We start from the raw sequence: 16,857 nt of genomic DNA, 5'->3' as shown, positions 1-16,857 counted from the left end.
CGACAGGGTAGCTCTATTTGTTAGATACTTTAAAGTGCTCTTATTTAGTAGAGGCCCTTATTGATCGTGCCACGGATTTTGCTTGAAATACCGGCGTTAACACCCTAACCGTTATGTCTGACCTCCCGTTTACGTTAGATCAACTGCGCATTCTAAAGGCGATTGCGGCAGAGGGTAGTTTCAAGCGAGCTGCCGATAGTCTGTATGTATCTCAGCCTGCCGTTAGCCTGCAGGTACAAAATTTAGAGCGTCAGTTGGATGTCCCTCTATTTGACCGTGGTGGTAGGAGAGCACAGCTCACTGAAGCGGGATATTTGTTGCTGGAATATGGCGATCGCATCCTCAGTCTTTGCCAAGAGACCTGTCGCGCCATTGAGGATTTGCAAAAACTACAGGGGGGCACTCTGATTGTGGGGGCCAGCCAAACCACAGGCACCTATCTACTACCAAGGATGATTGGCCTGTTTCGTCAACGCTATCCAGATGTGGCGGTACAGCTTCATGTGCATTCCACTCGCCGCACCTCTTGGAGTGTCGGCAATGGCCAGATTGACCTGGCGATTATTGGGGGTGAAGTCCCTCCAGAACTACAGGATTCGCTGGAAATTATCCCCTACGCTGAAGACGAACTGGCGTTGATTATGCCTGTCTTCCATCCACTGGCCAGTAGTCAAGCGATTCAGCGAGAAGATCTCTACAAACTAAAATTTATTTCCCTCGATTCCCAATCTACTATTCGTAAGGTAATCGACCAGGTACTCACCCGGTGCGGCATTGAAACCCGGCGGCTAAGAACCGAAATGGAACTGAACTCCATTGAGGCCATTAAAAACGCCGTTCAGTCTGGGCTGGGAGTGGCCTTTGTCTCAATCTCAGCCATTGAGAAAGAATTACAGATGGGAGTATTGCATCGAGCCAAAATTGACTCGGTCGTAGTCAAACGCACCCTATCGGTGATTTTTAATCCCAATCGCTATCGCTCAACGGCAGCTGGAGCTTTTACCAAGGAGATTCTGCCTCAGTTTACAAACCGGGAAATTGACTTTGATCAGCGCTCTGATCGCAAGAAAAATGGGGGAAATCAGGCAGCACCCGCTAAAGCAGATACCAACGGCAAGCAAGTAGACCAAAAACCTGTTGAAGAGAGCAATTAAGCTTTAGTTAAGCTTATTCTTGGGCGTTGCCACTTGAATACGTCGTCACGTTGCTGCTCCATGCAATTACACTGCACTAGACCCGGCTGTTCTCGACCAGTTAACTTCCATCCAAACCTAAAGGATTCGCTTCAAACAGCGTCTCAGCTCTTTTGCACGAGCTGTGGCATGCCGTTAATTTTAAGAGGACGGTATTTGCCACAGCGACTTTTAGGTCAAGGGGGGTTTGGGTCAGCTTATTATGCGTGCGATCGCGACACCCCCACCTTACGTCCCTGCGTTGTCAAGCTATTTCAACCATCAGCCCAACTCAACCAACAACAATTAAAGATTGCTCAGAAGCTCTTTGCCCGTGAGGCTGAGGTCCTAGAGCGTCTAGGAAATCAACATCCACAAATTCCCGATCTCTACGCCTATTTCCCCATCGTGGTGAAATCTCCATCATCGGGTCAGGATGAAGAATACTTTTACCTGGTCCAAGAATTTATTGATGGTGAAGACTTAGACCAAATTCTCGATCGGCGCGGCACCTTACCCGAAAGGGCAGTTAAAGCTATCCTCATCTCTATTTTAAAAGTCCTGGATTTTGTCCATAGTAACGGAGCTATTCATCGCGATATCAAACCTTCTAACATTATGAAAACAGTTGATAATCAGCTGTATTTGTTAGATTTCGGAGCAGTCAAACAGGTCACTGGAGCCGCTGCATCAAATCGTTCAACAGGCATCTACACCACAGGCTACGCACCTCCCGAGCAGGTTACTGGTGGACAAGTTTTTCCAGCGTCCGATCTCTATTCCTTAGCCGTTACCTGCATTATTTTATTGACTGGCCAAGAAACAGCAGATCTATTTGATAGCTATAGCAGCGAGTGGCTTTGGCAAAAATACATCACCCTTGAAGACAAAAATCTGGACCATGTCATCACCAAACTACTAAGTGCTAGTCCTCAAGATCGATATCACAGTGCCCAGGCCGCCTTAGATGTCTTGATGCCCAGCATCAGTCATTCGGTATCTGGTGCAGCGACACCTGCGCCCCAAACACCGACGTCACCGTCACCACCTCAGCCACTCAACACAGCAGCCTCCCCAAACCCTGTTTCAACTCGCCAAACCAAACCAGGAGTCATACGGCCATGGATGCTCGGTCTGGCTCTACTCGTCGCATTGGTAACTGGAGGAGGTTGGTGGATAAAACAAAAGGGTCTGTTTAACACCCCAACATCACAGCTATCCGACATCAAGCCAGCAGAAAAATTTGCAGATGTCGATGTACCAACCGGGCAATTCACCTATGGTGGTAGCACCACTTGGGCTCCCATTCGAGGCATCATTGATCCTCAGCTACAGCAGGCTATTCCGGGGTTACAACTAACCTACCAAGCACCCAGCAATCAAGCGCCAGGGTCGTCTGCTGGTATTCAAATGCTGATCAAGGGTGAACTAGATTTTGCCCAGACATCGCGCCCTCTCACTCAAGCCGACAAGCAACAGGCCCACCAACAGGGTATAGCGTTACAAGAAATTCCTGTGGCCATTGAAGGGGTTGCCGTCGTTACCCACCCAACGTTACCACTTTCAAATTTGAGTCAGGCTGACCTCCGGGATATCTACACTGGCCGTGTCAATAATTGGCAACAACTCGGTGGCCCTGATCTTCCCGTTGTACCCATTTCCCGTGATGATGCAGGTGGCACCGTGATGTTTTTTAGCCAAACCGTGCTGAATGGAGAAGCCCTAAGTACTCAGGTACAACGCAGCAATAACACGACGGAAGCGATTCGTCTCACAGCTAACACACCAGGCGCTATTTATTTTGCATCGGCTCCAGAAGTCATAGGTCAGTGTACGGTCAAACCGCTCTCCATCAATCAACAGCCTCCGTATCAACTCCCCTATATTGATTTACAAAACTGCCCTAATCAGCGCAATCACCCCAACCTAAAGGGATTTGAGTCAGGAAACTATCCTCTAACGCGTCAAATTTATATTGTGTCAAATATCGATAAGCCCATTGGCCAAGCCTATGCAGAGCTAATTTTATCGGATGAAGGTCAAGCCGCTTTAAGCAGCGTAGGGTTTGCACGCCTGCAATAATCCTAAGGAACCGTGCCAAGCTCCACAAATTCTAGAAACACCAAAACGTAGGGGGGTGCATGCACCCCCCTACGTTTTGGCAAATAAAAATAAACTCAGCTCTTATCCCTGTTGCTTGAGGCTGGCACTAAAAGGAATACTAATCAAATTTTCCCCATGACTCTGAATTAGACCCCGCTGACGCAATTTGCCCATCAGACGTGTGACGGTTACTCGGGTTGAACCGATAGCACTACCAATTTGAGCATGGGTTAATGGGAAGGGCAGGTAATAGCCATTTTCACAGGGCTCACCGTACTCATCAACCAGTAGAGTTAGAAAACCAAGCAGGCGATCGATGGTACGACGCTGCCCCAAAGTACTTAACCAAAGCAATTTACGCTGGTGCTGACGACGAAATGCGTCTAGCACCTCACGACGAAAATGAGGCCACGTGTCCAAATCGTTCCAGTAAAGCCAAACGATAGTTGTTTGATCTACATGGGAAAAACTTTGCAGGGTAAATGGTGGCTGCGCAACGATCTCAAACGGCTGACCTGCACCGACAAACCCTAGGAATGCTTCTTCAGCTGCCACCAAGGGGACTCTGGCAGATGAACTCTTCTGCTGCTTTAGCGTGGCGCTAACCTGAGCGCTTCCAACTAAGCGCACAGCTCCCTGTTGCACTAAATAAAGCAGTCCAGGGCGTGTCGGAATCCTCTCATCTTTACTAAAAGTGCGGCATCGATAGTGCTCTTGCGCCCAATCCAGAATGCGTTGCCATACATGAAATGGCCGAGCGTCATCTGATGGGATAGATGAGGACATGGAGGAGGTGCTGGAAGTTGTCGATAATTCAGATAGTGTCATTTACCTAGTGTCAAGCCATAGAGTTTGTAGACAAAACAAACAACCTGGAAAGCTTCCGATTAAAGAAAATTCCAGTTATCGATACGCCCTGAAAGTAATCATTTATGTAAATTAAAAAGAAGTAATTTAAAGCTCTATGTCAACTACCAAGGAACCACCATATCTGTCAACCGTAAAACCACGATCAGTATACGGAACAAACATGTCAAGTACATTAATACAAACGACTAACCTGGTTGGCATCCTAAAATTGATTTCTTTATATTTACTTCAGCTTTTATTGAAGTAGATGATTGAAATACAACCATTAACCTTCAGTAAAGCTAAAAAGGCCTGAACAGAGTCGGGTCTGTCCTACTTACTTTGACTATTACAAATATGACATGGTTTTCGTTAAAACGGACATTGCAGTCTAATCTAGCTTCCTCGATTGAAGTTCTTAATCCCATCAATCAAGATGTACCTAGATTAAACCTTCATACTCACCTTAGGTATTCAGCAGTTTTGTTAAGCATCGGTAAAACCACACAGATTTGTCATCAGAATATTCCCTTAAAAAAAGTTAACTGTAACGGAACAGTTACATACATTTCTGCAATTTCACGGAAGTTGGCGACAATCTGGCAGCAGCCAAGCGATGACATCGCAAATATGCTGTTATCGATCTTACGCCAACAAACCACTCCACCCCTATGGTCTAGTGTTCATAAGACCAGGGATGGTTGGTTGGAGTTCGTCATTTCTCAGCGAGGAATGGCACAGTGGCAACAGCAGCTAGAACAGTGGATACTGCCCTTGGCACCATCGCCTTGGCCGATTACGCCTGAAGACCTATGGCAACTGCAATCTGCTTATGAGCTGTGCTGTCGATGGCAAACCCGTGATCATCAGCGCGATTTTTTAACTACAAGAAGCGCTGCAAGGAGCATCGAAAGGGGCCCAACGGAAACATTTCAAACTTCCTGGTCTCCTTTACAAGATCTGATTCATTGTTTGTTGGATATCTGCGATCGATGGCATCAGACAACCTCACCTCAGCTTTTGCGACAGGTTCAACAGCTTGTCCTGGCATTAGCAGCCTGCACTACGCCAATCAATCAATCACCAGAAGTCTTTGCCCTTAGACCTTGGCTAGAATCAACTCGAATTGTCTTGAAACAGTCTGTGAACGGCAGATTAGGCTACCAACTAGCTGAACGATTGTAGGTACTCTAGATATCTAACCTATGCAAACCTGCCACGGGGGGATGACAAAGTCCACGATGTGCCCTAACATATGGATGTGTGTGAGGAGCGAACCAGTGAGGGTACCGAGACGAAACACGGCCAGTCGTCGGTACCCTTTCTGCTTTTAAAATTTTCAATTAGTCAATCAGATGCACTTGCTTCTCCCACATCCTTCTTAAAAGATTTAGAAAAGCATTCGCTGCAACCAACTTTTCTAAACTGCTGTCAAGGACTCGTATAGCTATTCGTATTGTCTGAATATTGAGCTGAAGTTTCTGTCTGCTTTTGTCAGCAAGTTACAGACGTTTGAGAAACATATGATGAGCGATGGCATCGGCTCGTGATGTCTTTGCCTGTCAGACCTGAAATTAATTTAGGGGCATCAGGTCTATTCTTACTATATTTACTCTAGCTACTGGTTAAATCAGTAGCTTTTTTATTGTTTCCTATAGGTAGGATCCAATGTTCATGGCTCATACGACATCTTGACTGATAGCGTTCGGTAGGGAAAATCATGGCTAACCCCACATTCAACTTGAAAGAAAATCCCCCATGTTCATAGATGCTGGGCAACAAAGGCAAACATGCTACCGCCTATTGCTCATGATGCTCTGGGCTAATTTAGTGATTTTGACAATTGAGGTCATAGCGGGTTGGGTCAGTCATTCTGTATGTCTATTAGCAGAATCACTCCACACTCTGATTGATGTATTTAGCACGGCTCTAAGTTTGACAGCGGTCGCTTCACCGCATCGTCCATTAGGACGCGAAATATGGGGCCATGGTCGAGGAGAAGCAGGAGGGGCATTAATTTTAGCAGCTACGTTAGGGTTCTTTGGCGTCAGCCTATTAATCGTTGCTTTAGGGCAATTTCAACTAGCAATGCAAAAGATTACGACTCCTTTTCCAGTAGAAGTGACCGTAGCGCTGATGCAGTTGATGGCTGCCATGGTAGCCATTGCCTTAACGTTAGCTTTATTGGTGTCTTACCAAGGCAGATATCTAAATAGTTTGGCCCTTAAACTCACGACACAACATGTCTTAGGCGATGGCTGGCTCAGCATCATAATGCTGTTAAGCTTGGTAGGTATCTGGCGTGGTTATACTTGGCTCGATCCACTGCTTGCGATCGCACTTATCATCTTCACCCTTCACAGCTTCTGGCGCGTCCTAGACACCCAACTACCCACATTGTTACGTCCCACTGCCATTGCACCTGAAGCGATTGCCCAGGTAGCGACTAGCGTAGAGGGGGTCACCCGATGCAATCTCATTCGGTCACGGGGCATGGTCGGTCGCCAAGTTTGGATCGAACTTTATCTGGCCGTTCATCCAGAATTTTTAGCCATGTCCCACACTATCGGTGAACGTGTGGAAAATGCGTTACGCCAGCATTATGGACCAGTAAATACCCAGATTTGGGTAGAACAGGCCTACACACCACCCCCCGCTAGAAATTATTACTAGCCCTACCCCCACTCCTACTCTTCACTATCTCCCCCGCCAATCTTCGTTGCATTGGTCAGCTCGACTAAATTACTGGCAAACTCTTCAATTACCTGCTGGTTATTCGTAGCAAACATACGGGCCATCATGGCAATGGCAGCCAGCCGTTTAAGCCTTTTGTGGAGGGTTTGCAAGCTAGAACCATCCGTATGGGTTAGATCTGTGCTGAGGTCATCAAGTTCTAGCAGGACATCTTCCCGCTGTTCCTTAGGAAATGCTTGCGCTAGTTGACGCAAATTCACTAAACGGTCTTGGACCGTCTGTGACTCAGGCGAATGTTCAGAAGCGTTGCTCATAATGGAAATCCATAACTAATCCCTTCCTAGCATCTAAGAGTCTGGGACGTCCTTGCAACTCATCATTGACTGGCCCTGACAAACGTTCTAAGCGCTATCTTGATGCTGTACCTGCCACATCCGGATCGCCAACATAGGCCAGCAATCGGCTATCGGTAAAATCTGCAATCGTACACTGGGCTCCTAATTGACATAGGATCGTGTCGCTATGGGTAGACGTCACGCCAATAGTGGGAATGCCCGCCGCAGTCGCTGCCTGAACACCCGTGGGAGAATCTTCAAACACAATTGCCTCATCTGGAAGCAGCCTCAACTGCTCTAATGCAGTTTGATAAGGAAGCGGATCAGGCTTACCTTTAGGTAAATCATCCGCAATGACAATAGGATCAAAAACACCGTTTAAGGCCAGGGTTTTCAGCATAAATTCCGCATTGGGGCGGGGGGCATTTGTCACTAGGGCAATGGCATATCCTTTCTGCTCAATGGAGTGAAGAAAGTCGGTCAGCCCTGGCATCCGCTGGAGTTGATTCGCGGCCATTTCTCGAAACTGAGCTTCTTTATCAGCAATAAAAGCTACTCCTGCTTCCACTGAAAGCTGCGGTAAGAGATCTTGCACAATATCAGGGTTAAGACGCCCGCTGATAAAGCGATCATAAAATTCCTGGTCGACGACCATGTCATGGGATGCCAGCAATGTCTGCCACACTTGGAAGTGAATTGGATCGGTGTTGGCCAGGGTGCCATCTAAGTCAAATAAAACTGCTTTTAACATTGGAGTGGCGTTCTAAAAAACGATATAACTCTTCGACCATAGCGTGGGTTAGCCGTTGAGAGCTGTGTCGTGGCTATCCTCAAACCCTGTGTTACGATAGCGACCTACGAGACTTGAACGATGAAAAAACGGATTAAAGCAGATAGAGCTAGCGTGGTGATTGCGATCGCAACTCTTACCCTGGTGGCCGTGGTGGCTTTAGCGTCCCCAGCTTTCGCAACGTAGATTCTCCCTCCCATCAGATAGTACATTTTAACTATATAGTCTATATAGCACTAAGCCTGAGCTATGCAAGGTTGGGGCATCCATCACCAGTGGTGAGTATCATTATCTTTGCAAGAAAATCATCATGTTAAGTAGCTGCTTAAATCTGTCAGGTATGCGCTATATTTAGGGCTCTACTGAGAAAGTGCTACTAGATATAGCGTTTTATGGTTCAACAGCTGAGGGTAGATCAGAATGCCCGCCGCCCATCCCGCCTCTCGCCTGTTCCTGATGTTTCCCAAAACATTGCCAGCGGGGAGCGTCACCCATTTTTACAAGCCCTTGAAGGATCAATACGGGTATTTACATCTGTTCATCGCAGCTTTTTTACCAATGTCATGGTTCAAGCCCTGCACTCTGCAGACCAAGGTATGACGGTACTAGTAGCTCAGTTTCTCAAAGGCGGTATTGACCAAGGTCCAGGTCACATGACCCACATGGGGCAAAACTTAGACTGGTTACGCTGCGGGTACGCTGGTTGCATTTTTGAAACTACAGAAGATGCCGATGCCCAAAGGGCAGTAGGTGAGCTGTGGTCCCATGTCAAGTCAGTTGTACAAAGCGATCAATATGGTTTGGTCATGCTAGATGAGCTCAGCCTTGCCATTGAATACGGTTTAATTCCCGAAGCAGAGGTACTCGATTTACTTAAGCACCGCCCCACTCAAATGGATATCATTTTGACAGGCCCTAAGATGCCCTATTCAATTCTGTCAATGGCCGATCAGGTCACTGAGTTCCGCCGTGAGTTTTTGCCCTAGTCAAAAGGCAATCAAGCCCATTTCCATATGGTGAGTCGTGAGTCGTAAACAATGATCAAAAATGATGCTTGGATCAACACCATGGCCAAAGAGGGCATGATTGCGCCCTTTGAAACCAAACTAGTGCGACGGGTAGACCTAAATGGTGCCAACGTGCCCGTCATCAGCTACGGACTATCTTCTTTTGGATACGACATCCGCTTATCACCTAAAGAATTTCGGATTTTCCGTCATATACCAGGCACGGTCATCGACCCTAAACACTTTAATCCAGAAAACTTGGAGCTCACTCAGCTGCAACGTGATGAATCCGGCAGCTATTTCATATTGCCTGCCCATTCCTACGGCTTGGGAGTAGCCCTAGAGCGACTTGCGATTCCCGACAACATTACTACTATTTGTATCGGCAAAAGTACCTATGCCCGCTGCGGGATTATCGCTAACCTGACACCAGCCGAAGCCGGCTGGCGTGGTTACCTTACATTAGAGTTTTCCAACTCCTCCAGCGCAGACTGCCGTATCTACGCCAATGAGGGCGTCGTGCAGCTTTTATTTTTGGAAGGGGATCCTTGCCAAATTAGCTATGAAACTCGCCAGGGTAAGTATCAGGATCAATCAGAAATGGTCACCCTGGCGCGGGTTTAGTTAACCGATACTATATATAGAGACGGTTCGTTGTAGAGGCGTTCCATGGAACGCCTCTACAACGAACGCCGGAAGTTAAACCAATTCTCAGCCCCATCTCGTCGCCATTGCCCTTCACACCAACGGCAATGTTTCCATTGATCAATCGCTTGATAAATAACATCCAGCAATGTGCCAGGTCTAAAACTAGCAGTTATCCATGGGCTCAAGGTCTGCATATCAGGTTTGTTACCCAAAGCTGCTGCCAATGTAGGAGCCCCATCCCCCGTCAGATGCATCCCAATAATCTGCTGACCTAAGATAATAAGTTTGCAAAAATTAATCTGTGCAACATTTTCAGCCATCACTGGCAGACAAAATGCCTGAAATATCTGCACATCACGCCCATAACATCGTCTCGCCTGGCGCTCCGTCAAACCCCAGCGGCCAATGGGGGACAATAAATTAATTCCATACAACACCCGCTCATATTGCATCGTTAATCGTCGCCCAAACAAGGCATTGACCAAAGCAATACTTATTTCTTGCTGGGTCAACTCAGGACGATTCTCTCCCCCCAGACTACTGCCAGTCACATAAAGCTGAGACCATTGTGTTTGCAGACAGACATTAACCGCCATGGGAACATCTGAAGCAATACCAACATTGCTTAAAGCCAGCGTCTCCCAGGCATAGGGCTGAGGTACAATCACCAATTGCTCAACATTAAATTTTTCCGCCTTAAACTGGCACTCATCAGATCCAGGGGAATTATGCGAGAAAATGACCTTAACACCTATGCTCCGAAGCTGAGCCGCAGCAAGACGTTGAATATCTTCATCTTCCGCTGGTAAAAGCGACCGATCTTGCAAAATGAGAACGACCTTGGCATGATGACTCAAAGCATAGGCCCATTCCAGAGCTGTTGCACCATATCCAATCACGCCAATGCTTTTAGGAAGTGTCTCAAGTTTTGCTAACTGATGGCATAAGAGACCAGTCGCCATGGGACCTGATGTGGCATAACCATCCGTTAGCAAATATCCCTTTGCCTTAAGATAACGATTTGCTAGTTTCAACCGTCGCCCTCGTGTGAAACTAGCCGGTTCAAGGATTACATCCACACCTTGGGAGTTAAGTGCCGCAGGAGAAAGAACTGTATGGGCACATTGCAAAGCAACCCAATCACGCCAAAAAGCCCAACGTTTCTTTGGTGTTGAAGTAGACCCAGCATAGCTAAGTGCTGCCAAGGTGTATCGAGTCATATCACTAATCTGCCAGTGCGGCGCGATCAAAGCGACCCGAGCACCTTTTTGAGCTGCAGTACAAGCAGCCATCCGACTGCTGAGACTACCCCCAAAAATCGCCAAGTCATAATCTGTGTCGTAGATTGCCATACTGTCCCATCAACGTCTGTCACATTGCTTTGTATTACAAACAACCTTTAAGACAGCTAAAAAGAAGTGCCGCTACAACTAAAAGCGGTTTGAGTGTAGTTGCAGAATAATTTCTGACAATAACACTGCCAATACGCAAAGTCGTAACGACACTATTAATAATTTTCTAATTACTTTTGACCAGCTTACTTTTTAGCAACCATTTCCTTGAATAGCTTACCTGCCGAAAATGCGGGCACAGTAGTAGCTGGGATAACCATAGTATCGCCAGTTTTCGGGTTACGGCCCTCACGTTCTTTGCGGTGGCGAGGCTCAAAAGAGCCAAACCCTACCAGTGTTACCTTCTCGCCATCGGCAACCGCTTCCATAATAGACTCAACCGCTGCAGAGATGACTGCATCAGCCTGCTTTTTAGTAACAGAGGCCTTTTCAGACACCTTGTCCACAAGTTCACCTTTATTCATCTTCGTCTCCTCGCAGATTAAAACCAATGAATGAACCATGTCCATGGTTGGACAAACAAGTCGAAAAACATAAGGAAAATCTCAACAGATCGCTGAAACCCCTGAGGCCCCATGTTTTCTCTGCCCTATTCTAAGGGGTACTTTGTCAGTATGGATCTATAAAACATTGAATTTATATGGATTTCAGCGATTTTTAGGAAAATTCATAGGATCTGTCCTCACAAAAGATACATTTTAAAGCAGAAAAATCTCTGAAAACCCTAAAAAATAAGGTCTTCAGAGATTTTACAAAAATGTTACAGAGGCTAACGTAAACTACTCGTCTTCTCCTAACAATTCCCGCACATCTTCCCCAGGTGTATAGCTATAGCCAAAGACACTCTCATCAGAGTCATCCAAAATCTGGGGTGTAACCAAAACAATTAGTTCACGGCGTTCATCTTCATTTTGTGTATCTCTAAATAAAGCACCAATTAGGGGTAAATCACCCAGAATTGGAACTTTACTGACTGTGACGCGATCAGTCTCTTGAATAATGCCTGATAGCAGTAACGTTTGTCCATCTCGAACTCTAATTTGCCCAGATGACAAAGCTCTGGTCGAAATTGGGGTCACTAGTCCCTGGTCTCCTCCTAGATCAATATCAGCCAGTGGAGATGAAATACTTGGCGCTACCGTCATGTTGACAAATCCATTATCGTCAATGCGGTCGATAAGAATCTGTAGTGTCAAACCAACGTCCTCGAAGTTAACAGTGTTAGTTTGCCGCGGAGGATCAGTGTTTGTGAAATTCACTGTAATGCTGCTTACAACCTGCTCAACTAGAGTAATGGCAGCATCTTGTCCTTCCTGAACAATCAATGTGGGATCGGTAATAATCTTGGCATGGCCATTTCTAATTTGGGCATCAATATCCAAAAAGAAGCTTGTGGCCAGCTGCGCTAAATTCCTTATACCAAAGCTAGCGTTTCCATTATCAACCTCAAACCCAAAATCCCCTGCACGAAAGCTAAGGCTAGTATCAACCTCTTCTATGGCACTGAGGTCAACATCGATCACCCTTACGTTGACAGCTACCTGACGACGACGAAGATCAAGCTGTACCAGCTGAGCGGTAGCAATTTCGATCTGGCGTGGAGTACCCACCAAGGTTACGGAACTAGTCCGCTCATCGCCAATCACCTCTAAACCGCGCAGCAAAGGTGCAGAGTCTTCATATTCTGCCCGCAGAATCTCAACTTCGGTTTCTAGTTCAGTTCTTTCAACTTCCTCGACTTCACCCACATCAGTCGTGGCCACAACCTCAGTAATCTCCTGCTGATCAGTGAACGCACTCTCAGCGCCCATGAAGACCAAGAAGTTAATCGCCGTTGCAACATCCACCTGGTTGAGACGAACACTGCGTATGTTTACGTTACGTGCAGCTTGAGGTAAACGGGGTCCAACAAAAATAGTTCTACCGACACGGTTGGCCTCAAGGCCAGAAATTTGCAAAACATAGTTGAAGACATTTTGCACAGGCTCATCTTCTATATCCAGAGTCACCTTAGTCTCTGCCTCTGCAGCACCTTCGCCATCTGCACCAGCCTCGGTGAACGCTAGGTTCAGGCCTGCTGCACGAGCCAATAGTGATAGTGCTTCACGGGCAGTTGCATCTCTCAGTACTAAACGGGGAACCCGCTCAGCCGTACCTAGATCAATAACATCTAGGCCAGAATTGATTTCAGATACCGAAATATCACCCACCGGAGGTGGAACAGCCTGGGGTAAAAATGGCGGTGCAACGTTGACTGAGGGAGTTGGTACAACTTCACCATCGATGATGACTTCGGGATTGGGGACTAAGATATCCGGTGTATCTGTTTCCGGCGTATCTGTGTCTGCCTGGGCGATATGGGTGGGTAGCAGAGTCTCATCGGTGACGGTTTCAATGGATTCGGGTAGCTCTGTAGGCTTGGGGATAGCATTGGGGCGTGTATCAAGACTTACGAGCAAGCCTTGACCATCAATCTTTTGCAAGTCAGCCACTGGAGCCGTGTCATTGCCCTTAATAGTTAACCTCACAGTGTTATCATTAAGGGTCTCTAATTGAATCGACTTGATCGTCGATGCAGGGTTCTGCTTGGTATAGGCCTTGCTGCTAGGTAACGTCAACTGAGCATTCGTGATGTCTGCCTGTAGCACATTATCGCGATTGACAGCAAAGATTTGAGGAGTATCACCGCCTTTAGTTGAAAGCAGCAACTCCATGCCAGTTTTAGTTACGTTAAGTTCAACGTCTTGAATGGCTGTAGCAGCAGCTTCAGCAGACTGGGCTGTGAGGACGCTGATAGCTCCGCCAGCAATTAAACTTCCGAGTTTGAAAAAGCGTTTCACAGTTCACTCCTTAAATCTTAGTTAGCGTACGTCAATGCCTAGGGATGGAATTTTGAAATTGGATAGGATTTACCAATCCACTGATCGGAGACTATCTACTACTCCGCAGGGGTTTCACCCTCAGGTGGCGGCGGTGGTGCAATTTCTGGCGGCACATTCGGATCCCCCGTTGGGATCAGCGCATTTACCTCAAAGGAAGTATTGATGCGCTGTTTTGGTTGCCCCACCACTTGTCCCTGGTTGTTAAGAACAGTTTCAGTTACTAACTGTCCTGCACCTAAGGAGAAATTCCTCAGCAACAGTAAAGGCTCTAATCGCTCAACATTGCCCAAAACTGCCTGAGTTTGACCAAAGTCCCCTGAAAACTGAACGTCATAGGTCTGACGTTTCAGTTTTCCATTCACCTCTTCCCCCAAACTGCCATCGTCAATAACAACTTCCTCACTGGGAACGAAGCTGTTTAGCTGAGCCTCAACTAAAATCGGCGGAATGCCACGGGTCTTAATCTGATTACGTTCTGCGGCAATCGTCGCATTACTATTCTTGATGCGCTGGTTAATGTCTAACAACAGGGTGTCCATTGAGGACTCATCTGCAAACAAGGAATAGACATTCCGCCGCTGAACCAACGCAACATCTCGGGCTTCTTCTAGCTTGGCAATCTCTTCAAGGCGTTCAGATTGAGTAGCCAATTGTTGCTCTTTCTCAGCAATAGCCTCTCGCAATTCTTGATTGCTTTGACGAACGGGTTGAACAAAGCGCTGGAAAAGAAAAATGGCTAAGCCAATGCCCGCCAGAGCAGCCAAAATCCCTAAAACCTTGGGAGTCAGCTCAATGCCAAAGACGACAGGGTTTATCGGCTCATCATACAGCTCATCTTCGGCTGGTATAAAGTCTCCGCTTAATGTCATTATTCGAGCACTCCTGTCTCTAAAAGGGCTTTTAACCTAGATGAAAGACCTACAGATGCTTGCTGATTTTCAAGTTCAGCCAGTAGTCGATCAAATTGTTCAGTAGATACACTCTTGATATTGCCTGCAATTGTGTAATTGACAAGCTGTGTAGGCTCATCCCGTTGAGCTTCTCCTGGGCATCGGCCTAAAACCTCTGACCCCAGGTTAGATGTGGTTAGGGCCACTGTTTCACCTTCTAGAAACGGTGAATTTTTGAGGGTCAGAACAAAGTCATTGACATCATCAAAGGAACAGGCTGTACCATTAATGCTGATGCCACCAGCCTCAGGGACGACGGGCTCCCCTCCATCTTCAACAGGTACGGCTTCACCTTCGGTTTGACTCACCTGGGTGAGCTGTGCCCGAGTAGGGATGCGATTTTGAATGTCTTTAACAATAGCCGACCAGGGTCGAATTTTAGTAAACACGCTGGCCAGGGCACGACTCTCGTCACGGGCGGCAGCAGTCTCGGCCTTAATGCGATCAACCTCAGCTAGCTTTGCTTGTAGCTCTGTCAGTTGACTGTCTAGTTCAGCCTGGCGTTTTTGCAAGTTTGATTCTTGATATTTCAGTAAGCCTAAAAAGCCACCGACGCCAGCCAAAGCGGCAACTAAGACACCTGCACCAATAACAATGGGGGTGCGATCGCTAGTGGGTTGCTGTCGAACAATGGGCGCTCCGGTAGCCACTACAGGGCGCTCTTCACGATCATTGAGAAAATTAATATCGATGCTATACATGTCCTAAACCTCCCGCAGACCCAAGCCAAGAACCGTAGCCAACCCAGGACGCTGAGCCTCAGAAATCTCATCGCCCACTTCTAGCGATAGAGCCTCAATGGGGTCAATGGGGCTAGCTGGCAAACTCAAACGTTGAGCAAAGAACTCATCCAATTGACCGATGGCGCTACCAGGTCCAGCCAATAACAATTGAGCAACTTCCATGTCTTCACCTTGATTGAGATAGAAGTCAATGGAACGACGTAGTTCATCAGAGAGTTCGCCCAATACTCTTAACATGGCAGCTGTACCGGGATTAGTCCCTCCTGCCATTTGGGGAGCCCCCATACTATCCATGGGTGTAGCCGGTACCGTCATACCCTGAAGTAGCTCTGTATTTCGCGTTGGTGGGAGGTTCATAGCACGGCTGAGAGCGCTTTGAATCTGGAACGTACCAATGGGGACTGTTCGCGAAAAATGGGGAATACCATCGACAACAATCGAAATTTCTGTGCTTTCAAACTGAATATCAACGATAGCCGCAGCCTCTTGGGGAGTAAATTGTCGCAGTTGCTCACGAATAGTACGAATTAGAGCAAAACTACTCGTTTCAACGACATCAAGATTGAGCCCAGCCTGCTGGAAGGTTTCCATGTAGGTGTCGGTCACCTCTTTCTTAACCGCCACCAGCAATACTTGCACTTTTTCGATGCCATCCTCATCGACAAAAAAGCCTAGTTTCTGATAGTCAACATCAGCTTCTTCTCGCGGGAAAGGCAGATAGAGACTTGCCTCTTGATTAAGGACCATCTCGCGGAGTTCATTGTCGTCTAACTCAGCTGGCACTGGAATCACCCGTGTGATTGCTCGTCCAGGAACAGCCGTTGTCGCCCGTTTCACCCTCAGCTTGCTTTCCGTTAAAGCAGTCCGAATGGCTTCAGCCATAGCTGCCATATCGATAATTTGCCCCTCTTCAAAAATGCCCTCGGGAATCTCAGCGGAGGCAAGAGTTTCTAACTTTATCTTTTGCCCCTGCTTGCGCAGGCGAGCAATATTGACCCGTTCGGGCGTAAGTTCAACACCAACGCCAGGGGATTTCCTCGAAAATAGTGACTTTAAACTATTCACAGCATTATCCGGTCACAAAATTATCCGGTTATGGAAAGCAATTTGAACTAGTAGGCGACGCCTAAAAATTTGAGTCAGATAGAGCCCAAACTTTTGGTCTGATTTTTTGCTAACGCATCGTACACAATTTGTGCAGGAATAGCCAGCAATCGCCAAAAGATACAGAGTTTGGTGTCAATACTGCCCTAAAAAACTCACAAAACGTACTTTTTTATTTGAGATTTTTCCCGTCATAGATGAGGAGAAAAAACCGCTTTACCATTGATG

Annotated in this window: 15 protein-coding genes and 1 pseudogene; 7 read left to right on the top strand and 9 right to left on the bottom strand. The window is 46.9% G+C overall.

What is annotated here, in order from left to right; genetic code table 11:
- Positions 1-113 precede the first annotated feature (113 nt).
- The 3 genes and pseudogenes from U2F10_RS30185 (at position 114) to U2F10_RS30175 (ending at position 3,254) form a co-directional block, all read left to right on the top strand.
- Complete coding sequence (locus U2F10_RS30185) at positions 114-1,154, top strand: LysR family transcriptional regulator (protein ID WP_163668335.1); 1,041 nt, start codon at positions 114-116, stop codon at positions 1,152-1,154.
- Between the two features lie 60 nt (positions 1,155-1,214).
- Positions 1,215-1,319: pseudogene (locus U2F10_RS30180) on the top strand (4-Cys prefix domain-containing protein); the annotation flags it as partial.
- 3 nt (positions 1,320-1,322) lie between these two features.
- Complete coding sequence (locus U2F10_RS30175; RefSeq protein WP_499874524.1) at positions 1,323-3,254, top strand: protein kinase domain-containing protein; 1,932 nt, start codon at positions 1,323-1,325, stop codon at positions 3,252-3,254.
- A gap of 102 nt (positions 3,255-3,356) precedes the next feature.
- Here U2F10_RS30175 and U2F10_RS30170 read toward each other — a convergent pair whose 3' ends face one another.
- A complete protein-coding gene (locus tag U2F10_RS30170; RefSeq protein ID WP_163668339.1) occupies positions 3,357-4,061 on the bottom strand; it encodes a Crp/Fnr family transcriptional regulator in 705 nt (234 codons plus the stop codon).
- A 420-nt stretch (positions 4,062-4,481) separates the two neighbouring features.
- Between U2F10_RS30170 and U2F10_RS30165 the strand changes: the two genes are divergently transcribed.
- On the top strand, positions 4,482-5,309 hold the full coding sequence (locus tag U2F10_RS30165; protein ID WP_499874114.1) for a hypothetical protein: 828 nt from the start codon (positions 4,482-4,484) through the stop codon (positions 5,307-5,309).
- A gap of 573 nt (positions 5,310-5,882) precedes the next feature.
- Entirely contained in the window at positions 5,883-6,797 is a 915-nt protein-coding gene (locus tag U2F10_RS30160) for a cation diffusion facilitator family transporter (protein ID WP_499868533.1), read from the top strand.
- Between the two features lie 14 nt (positions 6,798-6,811).
- Here U2F10_RS30160 and U2F10_RS30155 read toward each other — a convergent pair whose 3' ends face one another.
- Together U2F10_RS30155 and U2F10_RS30150 are read right to left on the bottom strand one after the other, a co-directional pair.
- Positions 6,812-7,132, bottom strand: coding sequence for a hypothetical protein (locus U2F10_RS30155; protein ID WP_163664869.1), 321 nt, complete (start codon positions 7,130-7,132; stop codon positions 6,812-6,814).
- A gap of 94 nt (positions 7,133-7,226) precedes the next feature.
- Positions 7,227-7,904, bottom strand: a complete 678-nt coding sequence (locus U2F10_RS30150; RefSeq protein WP_163664867.1) for an HAD family hydrolase — start codon at positions 7,902-7,904, stop codon at positions 7,227-7,229.
- 431 nt (positions 7,905-8,335) lie between these two features.
- Between U2F10_RS30150 and U2F10_RS30145 the strand changes: the two genes are divergently transcribed.
- A complete protein-coding gene (locus U2F10_RS30145; protein WP_499874112.1) occupies positions 8,336-8,929 on the top strand; it encodes a cob(I)yrinic acid a,c-diamide adenosyltransferase in 594 nt (197 codons plus the stop codon).
- A 51-nt stretch (positions 8,930-8,980) separates the two neighbouring features.
- Positions 8,981-9,574, top strand: coding sequence for a dCTP deaminase (gene dcd, locus U2F10_RS30140; protein ID WP_163664865.1), 594 nt, complete (start codon positions 8,981-8,983; stop codon positions 9,572-9,574).
- A gap of 56 nt (positions 9,575-9,630) precedes the next feature.
- On the opposite strand, the gene U2F10_RS30135 is transcribed toward dcd, so the two are convergent.
- From U2F10_RS30135 to pilM, 6 genes are all read right to left on the bottom strand, one after another.
- Positions 9,631-10,950 (bottom strand): NAD-binding protein, encoded by a 1,320-nt coding sequence (locus U2F10_RS30135; RefSeq protein ID WP_499874111.1) that lies wholly within the window; start codon positions 10,948-10,950, stop codon positions 9,631-9,633.
- A 185-nt stretch (positions 10,951-11,135) separates the two neighbouring features.
- Entirely contained in the window at positions 11,136-11,453 is a 318-nt protein-coding gene (locus U2F10_RS30130; RefSeq protein ID WP_163671673.1) for an HU family DNA-binding protein, read from the bottom strand.
- A 276-nt stretch (positions 11,454-11,729) separates the two neighbouring features.
- The gene (locus tag U2F10_RS30125) at positions 11,730-13,790 is read right to left on the bottom strand and encodes a secretin GspD/PilQ domain-containing protein (RefSeq protein ID WP_163698579.1); all 2,061 of its coding nucleotides are present in this window, start codon (positions 13,788-13,790) and stop codon (positions 11,730-11,732) included.
- Between the two features lie 98 nt (positions 13,791-13,888).
- On the bottom strand, positions 13,889-14,701 hold the full coding sequence (locus U2F10_RS30120; protein WP_163664859.1) for a hypothetical protein: 813 nt from the start codon (positions 14,699-14,701) through the stop codon (positions 13,889-13,891).
- Positions 14,701-15,483, bottom strand: coding sequence for a PilN domain-containing protein (locus U2F10_RS30115; protein WP_163664857.1), 783 nt, complete (start codon positions 15,481-15,483; stop codon positions 14,701-14,703). Before U2F10_RS30115 ends, U2F10_RS30120 begins: the two co-directional genes overlap by 1 nt.
- A gap of 3 nt (positions 15,484-15,486) precedes the next feature.
- Positions 15,487-16,590 (bottom strand): type IV pilus assembly protein PilM, encoded by a 1,104-nt coding sequence (gene pilM / locus U2F10_RS30110; RefSeq protein ID WP_163664855.1) that lies wholly within the window; start codon positions 16,588-16,590, stop codon positions 15,487-15,489.
- Positions 16,591-16,857 lie beyond the last annotated feature (267 nt).

The organism is Leptothoe sp. EHU-05/26/07-4 (assembly GCF_043421015.1).
In the GTDB taxonomy this organism is placed as follows: domain Bacteria; phylum Cyanobacteriota; class Cyanobacteriia; order Phormidesmidales; family Phormidesmidaceae; genus Leptothoe; species Leptothoe turfae.
This window is presented reverse-complemented; position numbering and strand designations above follow the sequence as displayed.